The 16288-nt window shown below is 69.1% G+C and carries 13 protein-coding genes; 3 read left to right on the top strand and 10 right to left on the bottom strand.

The window, feature by feature from the left end:
• The first annotated feature begins 21 nt into the window (after nt 1-21).
• Together AB0M47_RS12755 and AB0M47_RS12750 are read left to right on the top strand one after the other, a co-directional pair.
• The gene (locus AB0M47_RS12755) at nt 22-1221 is read left to right on the top strand and encodes a sensor histidine kinase (RefSeq protein ID WP_363412291.1); all 1200 of its coding nucleotides are present in this window, start codon (nt 22-24) and stop codon (nt 1219-1221) included.
• On the top strand, nt 1218-1853 hold the full coding sequence (locus AB0M47_RS12750) for a response regulator transcription factor (RefSeq protein ID WP_363412289.1): 636 nt from the start codon (nt 1218-1220) through the stop codon (nt 1851-1853). Before AB0M47_RS12755 ends, AB0M47_RS12750 begins: the two co-directional genes overlap by 4 nt.
• 44 nt (nt 1854-1897) lie before the next feature.
• Here the strand turns inward: AB0M47_RS12750 and AB0M47_RS12745 are convergent, their stop codons facing one another.
• From AB0M47_RS12745 to AB0M47_RS12720, 6 genes are all read right to left on the bottom strand, one after another.
• The gene (locus AB0M47_RS12745) at nt 1898-4831 is read right to left on the bottom strand and encodes a hypothetical protein (RefSeq protein WP_363412288.1); all 2934 of its coding nucleotides are present in this window, start codon (nt 4829-4831) and stop codon (nt 1898-1900) included.
• 102 nt (nt 4832-4933) lie between these two features.
• On the bottom strand, nt 4934-6898 hold the full coding sequence (locus AB0M47_RS12740; RefSeq protein WP_363412286.1) for a DUF2264 domain-containing protein: 1965 nt from the start codon (nt 6896-6898) through the stop codon (nt 4934-4936).
• Nucleotides 6895-8439 (bottom strand): cellulase family glycosylhydrolase, encoded by a 1545-nt coding sequence (locus tag AB0M47_RS12735; RefSeq protein WP_363412284.1) that lies wholly within the window; start codon nt 8437-8439, stop codon nt 6895-6897. Before AB0M47_RS12735 ends, AB0M47_RS12740 begins: the two co-directional genes overlap by 4 nt.
• 32 nt (nt 8440-8471) lie before the next feature.
• Nucleotides 8472-9296 (bottom strand): carbohydrate ABC transporter permease, encoded by an 825-nt coding sequence (locus AB0M47_RS12730; protein WP_363412282.1) that lies wholly within the window; start codon nt 9294-9296, stop codon nt 8472-8474.
• Nucleotides 9283-10170, bottom strand: a complete 888-nt coding sequence (locus AB0M47_RS12725) for a sugar ABC transporter permease (protein WP_363412280.1) — start codon at nt 10168-10170, stop codon at nt 9283-9285. The genes AB0M47_RS12730 and AB0M47_RS12725 overlap by 14 nt, the downstream gene beginning before the upstream one ends.
• A 56-nt stretch (nt 10171-10226) precedes the next feature.
• A complete protein-coding gene (locus AB0M47_RS12720) occupies nt 10227-11462 on the bottom strand; it encodes an extracellular solute-binding protein (RefSeq protein ID WP_363412278.1) in 1236 nt (411 codons plus the stop codon).
• Nucleotides 11463-11797: 335 nt separating this feature from the next.
• On the opposite strand from AB0M47_RS12720, the gene AB0M47_RS12715 reads away from it, so the two are divergent.
• Entirely contained in the window at nt 11798-13039 is a 1242-nt protein-coding gene (locus AB0M47_RS12715; protein WP_363412276.1) for an ROK family transcriptional regulator, read from the top strand.
• On the opposite strand, the gene AB0M47_RS12710 is transcribed toward AB0M47_RS12715, so the two are convergent.
• Genes AB0M47_RS12710 through AB0M47_RS12695 form a run of 4 tightly spaced genes read right to left on the bottom strand, consistent with a single transcriptional unit; the run spans nt 13000 to nt 16271 of the window.
• A complete protein-coding gene (locus tag AB0M47_RS12710) occupies nt 13000-13869 on the bottom strand; it encodes a beta-propeller fold lactonase family protein (protein ID WP_363412274.1) in 870 nt (289 codons plus the stop codon). The genes AB0M47_RS12715 and AB0M47_RS12710 overlap by 40 nt on opposite strands.
• A gap of 1 nt (nt 13870) precedes the next feature.
• Nucleotides 13871-15037 (bottom strand): glycoside hydrolase family 16 protein, encoded by a 1167-nt coding sequence (locus AB0M47_RS12705; RefSeq protein ID WP_363412272.1) that lies wholly within the window; start codon nt 15035-15037, stop codon nt 13871-13873.
• Complete coding sequence (locus AB0M47_RS12700; protein ID WP_363412270.1) at nt 15037-15897, bottom strand: BNR-4 repeat-containing protein; 861 nt, start codon at nt 15895-15897, stop codon at nt 15037-15039. The genes AB0M47_RS12705 and AB0M47_RS12700 overlap by 1 nt, the downstream gene beginning before the upstream one ends.
• Nucleotides 15798-16271, bottom strand: coding sequence for a hypothetical protein (locus tag AB0M47_RS12695; protein ID WP_363412268.1), 474 nt, complete (start codon nt 16269-16271; stop codon nt 15798-15800). The genes AB0M47_RS12700 and AB0M47_RS12695 overlap by 100 nt, the downstream gene beginning before the upstream one ends.
• Nucleotides 16272-16288: the final 17 nt, after the last annotated feature.

Genomic DNA, 16288 nt, shown 5'->3' with positions numbered 1-16288 from the left:
GCTGTCTACCCTGGTAGAGCCATGAACGCCGAAACCCGCCCGCTGACGCCCACGACAGGGATCTTGGCGTGGTGCCTGCACCTGCTGGTCTTCGGCCTGCTCGTCGTGGCGGCCGGTCGAGCGGTCGCCGAAGGTACGCACGCCGCGGCCACGGTCGCGGTCGCCGCCGCCTGCGCCGTCGGGTACGCCGCCGGACCCCTGCTGCTGCGGTCTCGCCGATCGCGGCGGGCCGCCGTCGGCTGGCTCGCCGGGTTCAGCATCCTGTGCCTGCTACTGCTCGCGCTGACGGCCGACGCGGTATGGCTGGCGTTCCCGCTGTACTTCCTCCAGTTGCACCTGCTGCCACGTCGCGCGGGTCTGGCCGCCGTCGCCGTCACCGCTGCCGTGGCGGTTTCCGGGTACGCCGTCCACCAGGGCTCCTTCAGCGTGGCGATGGTGATCGGACCGGCGCTCGGGGCAGCTGTGGCCGTCGCGGTGGCCTGGGGTTACCAGGCCCTGTACCGCGAAAGTGAACAGCGTCGCCGCCTGATCGAGGAGCTGACCGCCACCCGCGCCGACCTGGCCGCCGCCCAGCACACCGCGGGCGTGCTGGCCGAACGCGAGCGCCTCGCCCGGGAGATCCACGACACCCTGGCTCAAGGGTTGTCCAGCATCCAGTTGCTGCTGCGCGCCGCCGAACGGGCGTTGCCCGACGCACCCGACAACGCGGCACGCTATTTGGGACAGGCCCGCCAGGCCGCCGCCGACAATCTCGGCGAGGCCCGCCGTTTCGTTCGGGCACTCGCCCCACCCGCATTGGACGACGCGACCCTCGCGGCCGCACTGGAACGGCTGTGCGCCACGGCCGGCAGCCAGCACAAGATCACCGCCCGGTTCCACCTCGACGGCGCTCCGGTGGCGCTGCCGACCGGCCATGAGGTGGCCTTGCTGCGGATCGCGCAGTCCGCGGTGGCGAACACGGTCCGGCACGCCGACGCCACCGCCGTCGACGTCGCACTGCGGCAACACGGCGACCACGTCGCCCTGAACATCACCGACAACGGCCGGGGCTTCGACCCCGGCCTGGTCACCGGCGGATTCGGGCTGACCACGATGCGCTCGCGGGTCGACGCCCTCGGCGGCACGTTCAGCATCACCTCCACCCCAGGACGCGGCACCGCCGTGGCCGTCGACCTGCCGCTCGCCTCGGCCGACGCCCAGCGATCCGGCGACCGGCCATGACCGGCGACCGCATCCGGCTGTTGCTGGCCGACGATCATCCGGTCGTGCGGGCGGGCCTACGCGCCGTCCTGGAAACCGAGCCGGACCTGGTGATCGTGGCCGAGGCCGCGACCGCGGAGGCCGCCGTCGCCCGCGCCGGGGACGGCGACGTCGACGTGGTCCTGATGGATCTTCAGTTCGGCCGGGGCATGACCGGTGCAGAGGCCACCGCCGCCATCACCGCTCAACCCGGCGGGCCACGCGTCGTCATCGTCACCACGTACGACACCGACGCCGACACACTGCCCGCGATCGAAGCGGGCGCGAGCGGTTACCTGCTCAAGGACGCCGCGCCCGAGGACCTCGCCGCCGCCGTCCGCACCGCGGCCGCCGGGCGTACGACGCTGGCGCCGGCCGTCGCCGACCGGCTGCTGCACCGGCTGCGCTCCCCCGCCCTGACGCTGACTCGGCGCGAGATCGAAGTCCTCACCCTCGTCGCGGACGGTCTGTCCAATCAGGCCATCGCCGGTCGCCTGCACCTCACCGAAGGCACCGTCAAGTCGCACCTCGCCCGCGTGTACGCCAAGCTCGGCGTCGACTCGCGTACGGCGGCCGTCGCGACCGCCGCCGACCAGGGCATCATCCGCCGCTGATCACGGACGGGAGGCGGACCGGATGCGACCCGCCTCCCCCGGCTTCAGCCGATCTCGGCGCTGAGGTAGTCGATGTCGAGCGTGGTCGTGGTGGAGGCGCCCGTCCGGAACCGGACGACCGACAGGTCCGCCACCGCGGGGTCGGTGTACCCCGCGTTGTCGAGCACCAGCACGCCGTTCAGGTACGCGTCGAACGTCTTCGCCGTCACGTCGACCACGAGTTTGACGTCGTACCAGGTGTTCGCGGCGATGACCCCGAGCGAGTGGTAGACGCCGGCGCCGTCCAGGTAGGCCAGTCCTTGCGTACCACCGGTTTCGTACAGCTCGATAGCGTCGTCCGCCCCGGAGCCCACGAACATGCGCGTCCACGATCCCGCGTTGTTCTGCTGGAACCGGAAGTTGAGCGTCACCGTGCCCGACGCGGTACGCGGCAGATCACGCGAAGTCTCGACGGACGCGGTCGTGCTGGTGTCGACGCACGTGAAGCTTTTGTCCGTGGCCGACGGCGTCGGCGTCACCGAGCACGGTGATCCCTCCGCCCAGTCCAGCTTTTGCACATCGGGCAGCACCCGGAAGCCTTGGCCCACTGTCCCGTCCGGGTACGCGTCGAAGGTGTCGTGGACGACGGTCCGGGCCGGTGTTGTTCCAATCGGCGTCTTCAGCCCGGTTCCGCCGATGGTCTCGACGGCGTCCACGCGTACCAGGGTGTCGATGGACGCGGCCTGCTTCGTTCCCTTCACCACGAGCCGGACGGTGTGATCACCCGCGGTGAGGGCCGGAATCTGGTAGATCGCCCGGCGGTATTGCCGCGCGGCGGCGTACGTGTCGAAAGTGCCTGACAAGACGCCGTCGACGTAGACGTCCGCCTGGCCGCCGTCGACGTCCCGGGTTCCGACCAGCGATGCGGTCGATCCGTTGAACGAGAAGGTGAGCTCGTCGCCGGCGTGCCGGGACGCGGTCGTGCTGCGCTCGAAGGTGTCGTAGTTGCCGTCCTCGTCCAGCCACGTGCCGGTGTAGCGCAGGCGGGCGTCGTTGTCCGAGTAACGGGTGACCGACGTCGGCGACCCGCTGATCGACCGGATCGCCAGGTTGTCGAACATCGCCTCGTGGTAACCGCTGCCCAGTTCGACCTGGCCGCTGGCGAAGGAGGTGTGGGTGACGTCGGCCAGCAGCACCCCGTCCGCGTACGCCTTGATGTTGGTGCCGTTGAAGCGAAGCTTCAGGGTGTGCCAGGCGGTGGGGGTGAATCCGGTGATCGTGCCGCTGGTGATGGTGTTGCCGACACTGCCGACGCGCAGGGCCCAGCTGCCGTCGGCGTTGACCTTGAGGTCGTAGCCGTCGGCCGGCTCCGCGCTCTTGGCGGTGTGGTTGACCCGGCCGCCGAGGAGCAGGTATCCGCTGGCCCCGGCGAGCCTGCCGTCGACCTCGACCTCGTAGTTGCGCAGGTCGAGGCTGCCCAGCAGGGTGAACGGCTCCGGAGTCGCGCGGTACTTCCAGTCCACCGGTTTGGTCGCCGCCGTGATGACCTGCTTCAGCACCTTGTTGGTGCCGTCGGTCGCGATCTCGAAGGCGCCGCCCTGGTCGGAGGTGTACTTCGGCGTCTTGCCGGTGCCGTATGCCGCGAAGTCGTCGGTGTACGGCAGCGTCATGTCTGTGGCAGCCGGGTTGCTCGCGGCGGCGATGCCCTTCTGCTGCCCGGTGGTGGTCGTCAGCGACGAGATCGCGTGCGGTGGAAGGGTGACGGTGAAGCTGCCGCCCGTCACGGTGACGTTGCTCTGCTGCACGAAGCTGGCGGTCTCCGTGCTGCGCCAATGGTGCAGCGTGCTCGCGGTGATGCCGCCGCTGAGCGCCACCTGGTAGGTACGCGCGACCGCGCTGGTGTTGAGCAGGACCATGCTCCAGTCGCCGCTGCCGGGATCCTTGACCGTCATGACCCCGCCCCGGTCGTCGGAGTTGGTCGCGCTGTCGACGTAGCGCCAGCCCGGCTTGGCGAACTGGGTGAAGTGCGCGGTCGCCCACAGCCCGTTCGTCACGTCGTAGTGGCCGGTCCAGGGGTGCTGCGCGACCAGGATGCTCTTGTAGTTGAACGGGGTGTTCGGATAGCCCGCCTCGACGGCCGGGTGCATCTCGTACTTGGTCATCCGGCCGACCGCGTACGACTTGATGATGCGTTGCGCGGTGTCCAGCGGCCCGGTGACCCAGTCGCCGCGGAACGGGGCGAGGTCCTCGCCGTCCCACAGCGGCATGCCGAGTCCGGTCGCGGTGGCCGTGCTGTCCTGTTTGTAGTGGGCGTTGAGGGAGTACAAGGCCGCCTTCAGGCTCGGGTCGGCGGCGACCCGATCGGCGATGAACCAGCTCACGTTGCTGTCGGCGGCGGTCAGCTTGACGTTCGCGTAGCCGTCGGCGTCCAGCCCCGGACGCAGCGTGTTGACCACGAAGTTGCGGGCCGATCCACTGCTCGCCCAGTCGGCCGTCACAGTGTTCTCGTTGCGTTCGGGCCCGAGGTAGTCGAAGGTCAGGCCGTACTGGCTCTGCGCACCGTCGAGGAAGGACTTGTAGTACTGGTACCGCTCGGCGTCGGTGTCGACGTACGCCGGGGTTCCCCAGCGCAGGGCGTCGAGGGTGATCGCGGGATTGCGCAGCTTGGCCTGCTGGGCGAGCCAGAGTCCCGCGCCGCGGGTGACGTCGAAGTCGGTCGACGACCGGGTGTGGCTGGGCTCGGTTCCGGCCGAGCTGTTGACGTCGGAACCGATCTCGATCTTGACGTGTTGGAGTGCCGCGCCGAAGCCCGGTTTGAACAGGTAGTCGAGGATGTCGTCACGCTGGGCGGCGGGGTAGTCCTGCAGTAGCCGGGTCATGCCGTTGCTGAACACGGCTCCGACTCCTTCGAAGGTACGCCCGAGGGTGGAGCCGTTCACCGAGACGGTGACGGTGTCCGCGGCCGCCGGGGACGGCAGCACGAGCTGCCAGGCGGCCACACACACCATCGCCGTCAGAGTTGCCAGGATTCTTCTGCGCTGGGACGTCACGTCGGTCCTCCCGGACGGTCAGGCGATGCGGATTGCTTTCCTTCGGCACACTCAGGTCAGGTCCACCAGGTCAACGGAGCCGTCCGGCCACCGCACCTCGACCGCGGTTGTCGGCGTCGCCACGATCGTGGGCAGCGCCGGGGTGGTGCCCGGCCCACGCAGGATCACGGCTGCGGCGTACAGGGCGCCGGGTTCCACCGGGATCGTCGTACGCAGCCAGGGCACCGCCGACTCCGGTCCGAAGGGGTTGGCGTCGTGGTGGCCGGTGACGCCGGCCTCGTCGAACCCGCGCAGGGCGCGAACTTCGCTGACGAATCCGTCCGGCCTGGTCACTGCGGCTTGTCCGCCGTCGTGGCGGTGCTCCAGCGAGTCCCCGGCCAACGCCCAGCCGCCCAGGTGCAACCGCCACGGACCGGGATCGACCGGCCAGTACGCCTCGGGATCCTCCCCGCCGGCGGCCAGCCGGACGGTGTCGTCGCCGACGCGTACGAGCCGGACTTCAACGGCGCCGTGGAGCACGGACGCGGTGGCCAGCCACGGTCCGGTGCGGACGGCGTGCCAGCCGGCCGCGAGACCGCCGGCGGGGCTCAGATCGAGCCACATGGCCCGGCTGTACGACGCCGCCCATCGATCTCCCTGGCCGATGCGTTCGATGCGGCCGCGATGCGAGGGCTCCCCGGCGTCGTCCAGGAGGGCGACATGCGAGTCGAGCGGGCCACGGATCGCTTCGGCACTGAGATCCGGTGCGGCGTGCGTGGCGTACGCGTGGCGAAGGTAGAACGGGTCGTCGAGGGCCGCGCGCCGATCGGCGAGATGATCGCTGCCGTGGTTGGCCACCCGGACCACCCCGTCGGCGGCGGTTGCCGAGACGACCCAGCCGGCCTCAGGTATCACGAAGACCTTGTCCGCGGCGGCGACCGGCGTCGCCGACTCCGGCGCGGTCCACACCGGGTGGTCCGGGGGCAGGAGCAGCCCGGCGAACCCCTTGCTCGCCCAGTAGGGCGAACCCGGTCCCGTGTACTGCTGGCGGATCCGGGGGAACGGCCCGTGCCAGCCGATCGGCAGCAGCCCGCCGGCGTCCACCGAACCCGCTTCCAGGAAATGCTGGAGAACGGAGGAGGCCAGTCCCCGCGTGACTCCGGGTTCCAGCGGAGTGGCGTCGAACAGGGCACCCATCCAGAACGGGGCCAGCATCGCGAACCGATAGGTCAGCGACCGCCCCTGGAACAGCGGCCGACCGTCCGCGCCCACCAGGTACTGCGCGTCAGCCAAGAACTCCGACAGGCGGGACCGGTACTGCGGATTCGGTTCCTCACCGGTGATCCGGCTGAACCACAGCGGGTAGAAGTGCATCGCCCAGCCGCTGTAGTAGTCGAAGTTCTGGCGGCGGTCGTCGCCCGAACCGCCGTCGGAGTACCAGCCGCCGCCGACGTACCAGCTCTCGTGGGTCGCGAGGTTCCGCTCGATGTCCTCCTTCGACCACGGACCGTCCACACTGCGCAGGAACGCCTCGACGATGTTCTGGAACCAGATCCAGTTGTTGTCGTAATCGCTCGTGCCCACGATCGGGGTGAACCAGTCGACGACGTTGGCCTTCACGTCGTCGCCGAGCCGGTCCCACAGCCACGGCCGGGTCTCGTGCAACGCGATCGCCAGCGACGCCGCCTCCACCCGGGCCTGCCGCCGCTCGCCCAGGGTCGGCCACCGATGGCGGCCACGGGGATCCGATCCGGCGGCCACTCCGGACGCGTACCAGTCGAGCAGGCCGTGCGGATCCTGCCCGTCCGCACCGCGTACGCGCATCGCGGCCAGCAGGAAGGTGCGGGCGAACCCCTCCAGTCCGTCGCTCCAGCGGCCCGAGTTGGAGGCCGGTCCGGGCAGATCGATCAGGCTGTGCCCGGGTGCGGCGTGATCGCGTACCGCCAGCAGCATGCGGTCGGCGACGGCCTCCCAGTGCGCCCGGGAGTAGCCGGTGTGCGGGGACAGCAGGCGGTCGGGATCAGGCAGCGCGCTCACGAGGCCACCGTCACGTCGAGGTAGTCCAGGACGGCCGGCCCGAGCGCCCGCACCGTCAGCAGGTGCTTGCCGGCCGGAATCCGGGTGCCGATCGGCAGGCCGTCGACGGTGAACTCCAGCTCGCCGGTGCCACTGGGCGTCACCGTCAGCAGGCCCTCGCGCACTGTGTTGACCTCGTACGCCAGCCACTCCCCCGCGTCGAGGTGGACCACCATGACCTCGTCGTCGGCGCGTTCGACGCCGAGATTGTGCCGGAAGTTGGGTTCGGCGGGCGGCTGCGCCCCGTCCGGCAACGCCCGGTACGCGACGGTGACGTTGTCCGACTGCCGGAACCCGGGCAGCGGCGTCCTCGGCCCGTTCGAGTGGTAGGAGACGCCTTCACCGAGATGGCCGAAGTACTCCGCCTGCAAGCGCAGCGGCGCACGGCGCATGAATGCGTCGACGACGTCGTGGCGATAGTCGCATCGTTCCAGCGCGAGGTTGTCGAGCAGCTCGAACAGCGTACGCCGGGCCGACTCGGCGTCCGGCTTCGCGCCGCCGTAGACGTAGTCCACGATGGCCTGCCAACCGTCGGGCTGCCGGATGGTGGCAGGCGAGTTCAGCTTGGAGATCTTCTTCCAGGTCCAGAAGTTCCAGCCGATGTCGTAGTCCTCGTACAGCTGGAACGACGCCTGGTACCAGCCGTTGTTGTTCTCGCCGCCCTCACCCATGTAGATGGGCACGTCGAGTTCCGCGCGTTTGTCGAGGTACTCGGTGATCTGATCGCGGTCGGGCGAGTTCCAGTACTTGTGGAACTGGAGCAGTGTGTTGTCGTCCCACAGCTCGTCGAAGATGCTCCAGTTCCGCGCCCAGTTGCTGCCTTCGAGGATCATCATGTGATCCGGGTCGACCTCGCGGATCTCGGCGATCAGCCGCTGGTAGAGGGCGATCAGTTCCTGGGGGTACTTGTACTGGAACTCGCGCGGCAGCGGCTCGTTGAGCAGGTCGTAGCCGGCGACGATGGGGTCGTGGCGATACCGGCGGGCGATCTCGCGCCACAGCCGGACCGTGTCGTCCTGATAGCGCGGCGTCGTGAACAGCTCCGGGTAGTTGTTCGGGGAGTCGTCGATGTTGGTGCCGGTCTGCCCGCCGGGAGCGCCGTGCAGGTCGATGACGACGTAGACGCCGTAGCGGCGGCACCAGTCCAGGAATCGGTCGATCAGCTGGAACGAGCCCTCATCGAAGACGCCCTCGTCGTCCATGAGATACCGCGCGTTGAGCGGCAGCCGGACGGAGTTCCAGCCCTCCTCGGCCATCCGGGCCACATCGGCCTCGCCGATGTACTCGTCGCGATATCGGCGCCAGAAGGTTTGCGCGTCCTGTTCGCCGATGAGGTCGGCGATCACCTTCTCGATGGCCCGTGGACTGGCCGCGGCGTCGCCGAAGCGCCACATGTAGCCTTCGGGCAGCCACCAGTTGCCCAGTCCCACCCCGCGCAGCAGGATCGGCTCACCCGCCGGGTCGAGGACTTGCCGGTGGTGACGGCGCAGAAAGCCGCTCATCGTGTCTTGCTCCTTCAGCAATCGAGGGCCGGTCATTTGAGCCCGGACATCATGAAGCCGCGGACGATGTACCGCTGGCAGAAGACGAAGACCACCAGGACCGGGAGCACCATCACGGCCGCGCCGGCCATCAGGACTCCGTAGTTGCTGGAGTACTGGCCTTCCAGGAGGGCGAGGCCGACCGACAGGGTGTACTTCTCCTGATCGGTGGCGACGATCAACGGCCAGAGGAAGCTGTTCCAGGAGGCGATGAAGGTCAGGATCGCCTGGATGGCCAGGATCGGCCCGGACACCGGCAGCACTACCCGCACGAACGTGCGGATCTCGCCGGCGCCGTCCAGCCGCGCGGCCTCCAGCAGCTCGTTGGGGATGGTGGTGAAGAACTGGCGGAACAGGAAGATGTTGAAGGCCGAGACCAGCCCCGGCAGGACCACGCCGGTGAGGGTGTTGGTCAGGCCCATGGCGTTGAGGATCAGGTAGGTGGGGATCATGGTGACCTGGTCCGGGATCATCATGGTGGCCAGCACGATGACGTAGACGGCGTTCTTGCCCGGGAAGTCGAACTTCGCGAAGCCGTAGCCGGCCATGGCGCGCAGCAACAGACCGACGAACGACAGCACCACCACGATGAGCGTGTTCTTCAGATAGACGCCGAAGTCGAGGCTGGTGAACAGCTCCGCGTAGTTCGACCAGGTGAACTCCTGCGGCCAGAGGGTCGGCGGGATGTCGAGCACCTCGCTCTCCGGCTTCACCGAGCCCGACAGCATCCACAGGAACGGAATCGACACGACCACCGCGCCGACCATGAGCAGCGCCGCGACCGCGGCGCGCAGCCAACGGGATCTAGTACTCGACATCGCTTCTCCGCAGCCGGAACTGGATCGCCGTGACGATCATGATGGCCAGGAACAGCAGCACCGACGCGGCCGAGGCGTACCCGAAGTCGGACAGGTTGAAGCCGTTCTGGTAGATGAACAGCGCCACCGACATGGTCCCGTCCAGCGGGCCGCCGTCGGTCATGACGAAGGGCTCCTCGAAGAACTGGATCCACGCGATCGTGGTGGTCACGGTCACGAAGAAGGTGGCGTACCGCAGTAGCGGGATGGTGATGCGGGTCAGCCGCTGCCAGGGCGTGACGCCGTCGATGGCCGCGGCTTCGTAGAACTCGCGGGGAATCCCCTGGAGCGCCGCCAAGAAGATGATCATGTTGAACCCGGCGCCCTTCCAGACGCCCACCAGGACCAGGCTGAGCTTCGCGATGAAGGGCTGGTCGAGCCAGGGCACCGGCTCGACGCCGCCGAGCGAGAGCAGATAGTTGATCAGCCCACTGTCCGTGTTGTACAGATAGCCCCAGATGACGGCGACCGCGACGATGTTGGTGATCGCGGGCAGGAAGTAGAACGCTCGCAGCCCCCGGAACAGCCGGTTGCTGCCCATGTTGAGCAGCAACGCGACGGCGAGCGAGCACACCACGATCAGCGGTACGCCGAGCAGCACGTACATCAGCGTGTTCAGCGCCGCGGTGCCGAACAGCTCGTCCGACAGCAGCCTGCGGTAGTTCTCCAGCCCGATGAACTCGACGGACGACGGATCGGCCAGCCCGCGCAGGTCCAGGTCGGTGAGGCTGGCGCCGGCGGCGACCAGGATGGGCACGACCATGAACACCAGCAGCAGGAGCACGGACGGGCCGACGAAGATGAGGGCACCGCGGTGCCGGGACAGCTTGCGCATGGTTCTCCCTGAGAACGGCCACGCCCCGCCCGCGTGGGCCGGCGGGGCGACGGCCACTACTTGGCGGAAAGCTCGCGCGCCTTGGCGGCGAACGCGGGCACCGTCGTGTCGACGCTCGCGCCGCTGACGCAGACCTTCTGCAGCGCCCGCACCATCTCCGGCGCGATGGCGCCCCACGCCTTCAGCTGCGGAACGATCTTGGCGTTGCGCATCTGCTCGTAGTAGACGGCCAGGTTGGCGTCGCCACCGGAGACCAGTCCCTGCAACGCGTCCTGCCGGGCGGGCAGATCGTTCGTCGCCTTGAACCAACTCTCCTGGGTCTGCTTCTGGGCCAGGTAGGACATGAACTTCAGCGACTGGTCGACCATCTTCGACTTGCTGAAGATCGCCAGGTTGGACCCGGCCATCACCGACGTCGCGGAGGACTTCGCGGGGATCGCGGCGACGGCCCACTTGCCCGCCAGCTCCGGAGCCTGGTTGTTCAGCAGCGTCGCCATGTACGGGCCGCTGATGAACATCGGGATCTTGCCGGTCTTGAAGCCCTGCACCATGTCCGCGTCGGGTTGCGCCTTCTTCGGGGTCAGCCCGGCGGCGAAGAAGCTCTGCTCGTACGCGACGGCGCTCTTGAACTGCTCGGTGTCGAAGGTGACCTGGTCACCAGTGACGACGTCGCCACCCGCGCTCCATGTCAGGATGAGCGGGAGGAACTGGTCGTCGGTGTTGATGCCGACGCCGAAGTTGCCGCCACCGCGGGCGGCCAGCGTCGTCGCCGCGGCGGTCAGCTCGTCCCAGGTGGCCGGGGCCTTCGCGACGCCAGCCTGCTGCAGCACATCGGTGCGGTAGAACAGCACCCGGGTGTCGGCGATCCAGGGGACGCTGACCGCCGCGCCGCCGACCTTCATCGTCTCGGCCGAGGCCGGGAAGAACTTCGCGCCGTCCAGCTCGGGATAGGCCGACAGCTTGCCGGACAAGTCGAGCAGCGCGCCCGCGTCGGCGAACTCGGCCAGGAACGAGTGACCGACCTGGACGACGTCGGGACCGTTGCCGGAGGCGATCGCGGCGGACATCTTGTCGCGCGCGTTCTTCCACGGAATGGACTGAACCTTGATCTCGATCCCGGTGTCCGCGGTGAACGCGGCCGAGATCTCGGTCATCTGCTTCGCCTTGTCGCCCATCGTCCAGATCTCGATGGTCTGCGCGTCGCCCGCGCCCCCGTCGCCGCCGCCGCAACCGGTCAGCGCACTCGCAGCGACGGCCAACCCGGCCAGAACTGCTACGGAACGTCTCCTCACCTGGATCGCACCCTTCGCCGTCGTTTAATTTACGCCGTGATTTAACTCGGGCGGCATCAGCGTGTCAAGATTCTCTTCATAGAGCGGGAAGAACCGGCCCGCCAGAATCCGGCCTCGTCCCCGTCCACAGGACGGCTGCCGGCCGAGCCAAAGCGGTTCCGTGATCTGCAGGTTCACCTCGATCACCACACGGCGAAGCAGAGCGGTCCGATCCGCTGCCTCCGTCGGCACTCCGACGGACGACACCGTCGACGCCCGTGCGCCAAACGATGGCGAGGTGCCGTATAGTCCCAGTTACTTCAAGGCGTTAACAAAGATCATCCGAGGAGGGCTCCATGCCGACCCGCAGGTTCACGACCGTCCACGACCTGCGGCGCAATCATCGCGCAGAGCTGTTGTCCGCGCTCTACGTCGACGGCCCGCTGACCCGGCCCGAACTGAGCGCCGCGACCGGGCTCAGCGCCGGCACAGTCAGCAACGTGGTCAACGACCTGATCGACGCCGGCGCGGTCGTCGAGGCCGGAGCGCTGGACTCCAGCGGCGGACGCCCCCGCATCCTGTTGCGGGTCAGTCCCACCCGGGGGTACGCCATCGGCGTCAGCATCGGCCCCCGTCACATTCAGGCGGGCGTGTTCGACCTGGCCATGACCGAACTCAGCCGGATCGACCAGCCGCTGCCGGCCGAGTCGCGCGATCCCGAGCAGGCGGCTCGCCAGATCGATGCCGTGACCGACGAGGTGATCCGGACCGCCGGCGTCGACCGGGCGCAGGTCCTCGGCCTCGGCGTCGGCGTCTCCGGCGTGGTGGAGCACGGTGACGAGATCCTCGTCAGCGCCCCGACGATGGGCTGGGACGCGGTGCCGCTGGCCCGGCTGCTCCAGCACGGACGTGGCATCCCCCTGTTCATCGACAACGGCGCGAAGAACATGGGGCAGGCCGAACTGTGGTTCGGCGCCGGACGCGGCGCGCAGGAGGCTGTCGTCGCCCTGCTCAGCTCGGGCGTCGGCGCGGCCATCGTCACGCACGGCAACGTGTACCAGGGGGCCAGCAGCAGCGCCGGCGAATGGGGGCACATGACCGTCGAGGTCGGCGGCCGGCGATGCGGCTGCGGTGCCCGCGGCTGCCTGGAGGCGTACATCGGGGCGGAGGCGATCATCGATCGATATCGGCAGCTGACCGGCCGCCGGACCGACCCGTACGCCGATGACCAGACCGTCCTGGCCGCCATCGTCGCCGCTGCGCCCGACGACCCGGAGGCGCGGCGGGTCATCGACGAGACGGCGCTGTACCTCGGCACCGGCGTGGCCAACCTCATCAACCTCATCAACCCCGAGCGGATCATCATCGGCGGGTGGGCAGGCCTACTGCTCGGCGACCAGATCCTGCCCGCCGTCCGGGAGATCGCCCGGGAGAACGCGCTGCGGGTGCCCTACCGCGACGCGACCATCCACCTGGCCGAACTCGGCGTGGACGCCGCGATCGTCGGAGCGGCTGCGCTGCCGATCGCGGAGTTCCTGCGTACTGGTGGGGCGGCGGCTCAGACTCCCGCCGTATCGGGTGTGATGATCCGGAGCTGAGTCGCTCGGCGTACGCCCACGAGCGGCAGAACGCAGGAGGCGGCGGGCACCGAGGCCGCCCGGAGTCGCCGGGGCAGCCCGGTCTGCGGGTCGAGCCGGAACGTCGTGACGTCGCCGGAGCGCTGATGGGCCACGTGCAGCAGGGATCCGGCGACGGCCAGGTGCCGGGGCCAGGTGCCGCCGCTGGGGAACTCCGCTACCAGTCGCAGGTCCCCCGGGGTGAGGACGGCGACGACGTCGGGACCTCGGTCGGCCACGTAGACGAAGCGGTTACGGTGACCGGCCAGTTCGGACGGTTGCGTGAGGCCGGCGTACCGGGCGATCGGTCGCCAGTCCGCGTCGAAGGTGGCCACCGCGCCGTCGCGTTCGCAGGTGACCGTCCAGGTGTCGCCCAGGCGGACGAAGTGGCGGGGACCGCCGGGGACGGCGTGCTCCCCCACCGGCGTCAGCCGGCCACCGTCCAGCCGCGTACGCCGGACGACGTCGCGGCCGAGGTCGCTGATCAGCACCTCCCCGGCGTACGCGGAGATCATGTGCGGGTGGACGAACCCGTCGAGCACGTGCGACGGCCGTCCGGCTGTGCCGTCGGCGTGCAGTGGATGCACCCGGACCGTGCCGGCCGCGTACTGCACGGTGATCAGGTGGCCGCCGACGACGGCCAGGTGGCACGAGTCGGGGTCGGTCGCGTACACGATCGGCAGCTCCGGATGCTGCGCCAGGAACGACGGCGACGGAACCCCGGCGAGCAGGCGTACGCGACGGTCGGGGAGGACGCGGACGACGCCCGCGCCCTCCCCTCGGGGTGGTGTGTAGCACCCGGCCAGCAGCACGTCAGACCTGGACGAACTTCACCGCGTCGGCCCGGGCGCAGCCCGTTCCGCTGGAGGTGAGCTGCACGGCGGTCGAGGTGCCGGCCGGCAGGGCGAAGCTGCCCAGCGACACCCAGCCCGAACTGCCGGTGGTGCCGTTGACGTACGTGGTGCTCCCCGCGACGTCGTACCGGGCGTTGGCGTCGCTGTTGGCGTACACGAGGTTGTAGACGTAGACCTGGTAGGTCCCGGCGGAGCGCAGGTTCGGCCGCCACGTGGCGGTGTTGCCCGCCGAGCCGCAGGCGGCGTAGCGGGTGGGCGAGGCGTAGGTCCAGCCGGTCAGCGTGGAGTCGTACCACGTGCCCGTCTCGCTGTAGCCGTACGCGGCGGGCCCGTCATTGTCGACGTAGTAGTCCTTCTGCCAGTAGCGGATGTAGTCGAACTGCACCGCCGAGGGCAGGAAGGCCGGGTCCGGCGAGGTGCCGTAGCCGATGGTGGTCAGCCAGATGTTGAGGTAGTCGTGGGTCCACTGGCTCGGCGTGTACGGCGCGGTGTACTTGAGCACGCCGTCCACATAGAACTTGACCGAGGTCTCCGCCCAGTCGATCCCGTAGACGTGCCACTGACGCAGGTCGAGGCCGGTGTTGTAGGTCGACCCGGGGTTGTAGGAAGCGGCCGACCCGTTGCCCTTCCAGGTGTGCACGCCGGAGTGGTTGGTGGCCAGCGCGGCCGGCGACGACGTCGAGTCGATCTCGAACCCGTCGATCTCGGTACGCGCGGTCGGCGACAACGTCGTGCTGCCGTCGCCCGACATCAGCCAGAAGGCGCTGTGCCAGCCGACCCCGTCGTTGATCTTCGCCCGGGTCTCGTAGTAGCCGTACCGCAGCGCCTGCTTGCTCACCAGACCGCCGCCGGTGAAGCTCTTACCGGCGTACGTCTCCTGCTTGAGGTTGATGTTCAGCAGACCGCCCGCCACCGACACGTTCTCGGGCCGCTGGGCGCTGTACGCCTTCACATCCGTGCGGTAGTTCCATTTCGCGGTGTCGACCGCCGTGCCGGAGAACTCGTCGCTGAAGGCGAGGGTCCAGCCGGTGCCGCCGATCGGGTCGGCGTGCGCCGGACCGGCGGACAGGGACGCCCCCAGCAGCACCGCCGGGATCGCCAGCCAGAGAGCACGATGAGCACGCATCAGTTCCTCCCGTAGTAGAGGCGCAGGTTCGTCAGGTCGACCAGATAGAGGACGTCGACGCCGGCCCCGTCGCGTTCGACGGCGAGCCGCTCGACCGGTACGCCGGGCGCGATCGACGTCGTCGTCCACGCCGCGCCGGGCTTGGTGGCCATGAATGCCCGATCGGTGCCGCTGCTGGTCACGTAGTAGACGCGTTTGCCGTCGGTGGGATGCCAGGTGATGTCGAGTGCGGCCGTGGTCTGCCCGCCGTTGTAGACGACCTCTCGGGCCCACGAGCTGCCGGACACGTAGGCGTACAAAACCTCGAAGTTCGTGGCCCGCCGGAATCGGTAGACGATTTTGGGACTGGTCCCGTCGAGGGTGAGCTTGGCGCTCTGCACGGCCGGGCCGGTGTCGTTCCCGTACGCCTCCCCCGAGATCAGGGGCTGGACGATGTCCGCCGTGCCCGTCGTGACCGGTACGGACACCGCCGCCCCGGCGTGGTCGCGGAATGTTCCTGTGGCCGGCGAGTAGACGAGGTAACTGAGCTGGTGGCGGTAGGTGGTGGCCGGGTAGATCCCCCACTCCCACAGGATGTGCAGGTTGCCCGCCGAGTCGAACTGCAGGTCGTCGGGGTAGACCGCGCGGTTGTCCGACTGGGCGAAGATCGCGACCAGGCTCCAGGTCGAGGCGGCGTTGTTCCAGCGGTACAGCCGGCCGGATCGCGCGGTGGTCCCGTCCAGCCGGGCGATGACGTACAGATCGCCGTTCGGCGCGGTCGTCACCACCGGATACGTGACGCCGACACCTTGGTCCGGCAGGTCGGCGGAGTGCCATTGCGGTGCGGCCCCGGTGGTGTCCGACCGAAAGTACCGCGCCAAGCGTTGTTGTGCATGGACGCGAAGACGTGGAACCGGCCGCTGCCGTCGCGCGCCATCGAGGGCTGGTTGTGGCCGATGTCGTCGGTGAACTCGGGCTGCGCCGTGCCGTTCAGCGCGGGCAGGCGGGTCCAGTTCCCGGCGTTGTCCCGCCGGGCGATGGCGACCTTGTGCGTCCCTGCGGTGGAACCGGGTTCGTTGAAGGCCAGGTACGCGTACTCGTTGCCGCTGTAGTAGGTCTCCAGCGGAGACCACCACCCGGCCTGGTTCGACGAGTCGATCGCGTACGGGACGACGGTGAGGGTGGCGGAGGCGGTGGCGGGCGTCGCCGGGAGCAGCAGGGCCGCCGCCGTCAGCAGGACGAGGGATCTGCGCATGTCTCTCCTTTGTGGAT

This window comes from Hamadaea sp. NPDC051192, assembly GCF_040682475.1.
Taxonomy (GTDB): Bacteria; Actinomycetota; Actinomycetes; order Mycobacteriales; family Micromonosporaceae; genus Hamadaea; species Hamadaea flava.
Note: the sequence above shows the minus strand (reverse complement) of the source record. Positions and strands in the feature narration are given on the sequence as shown.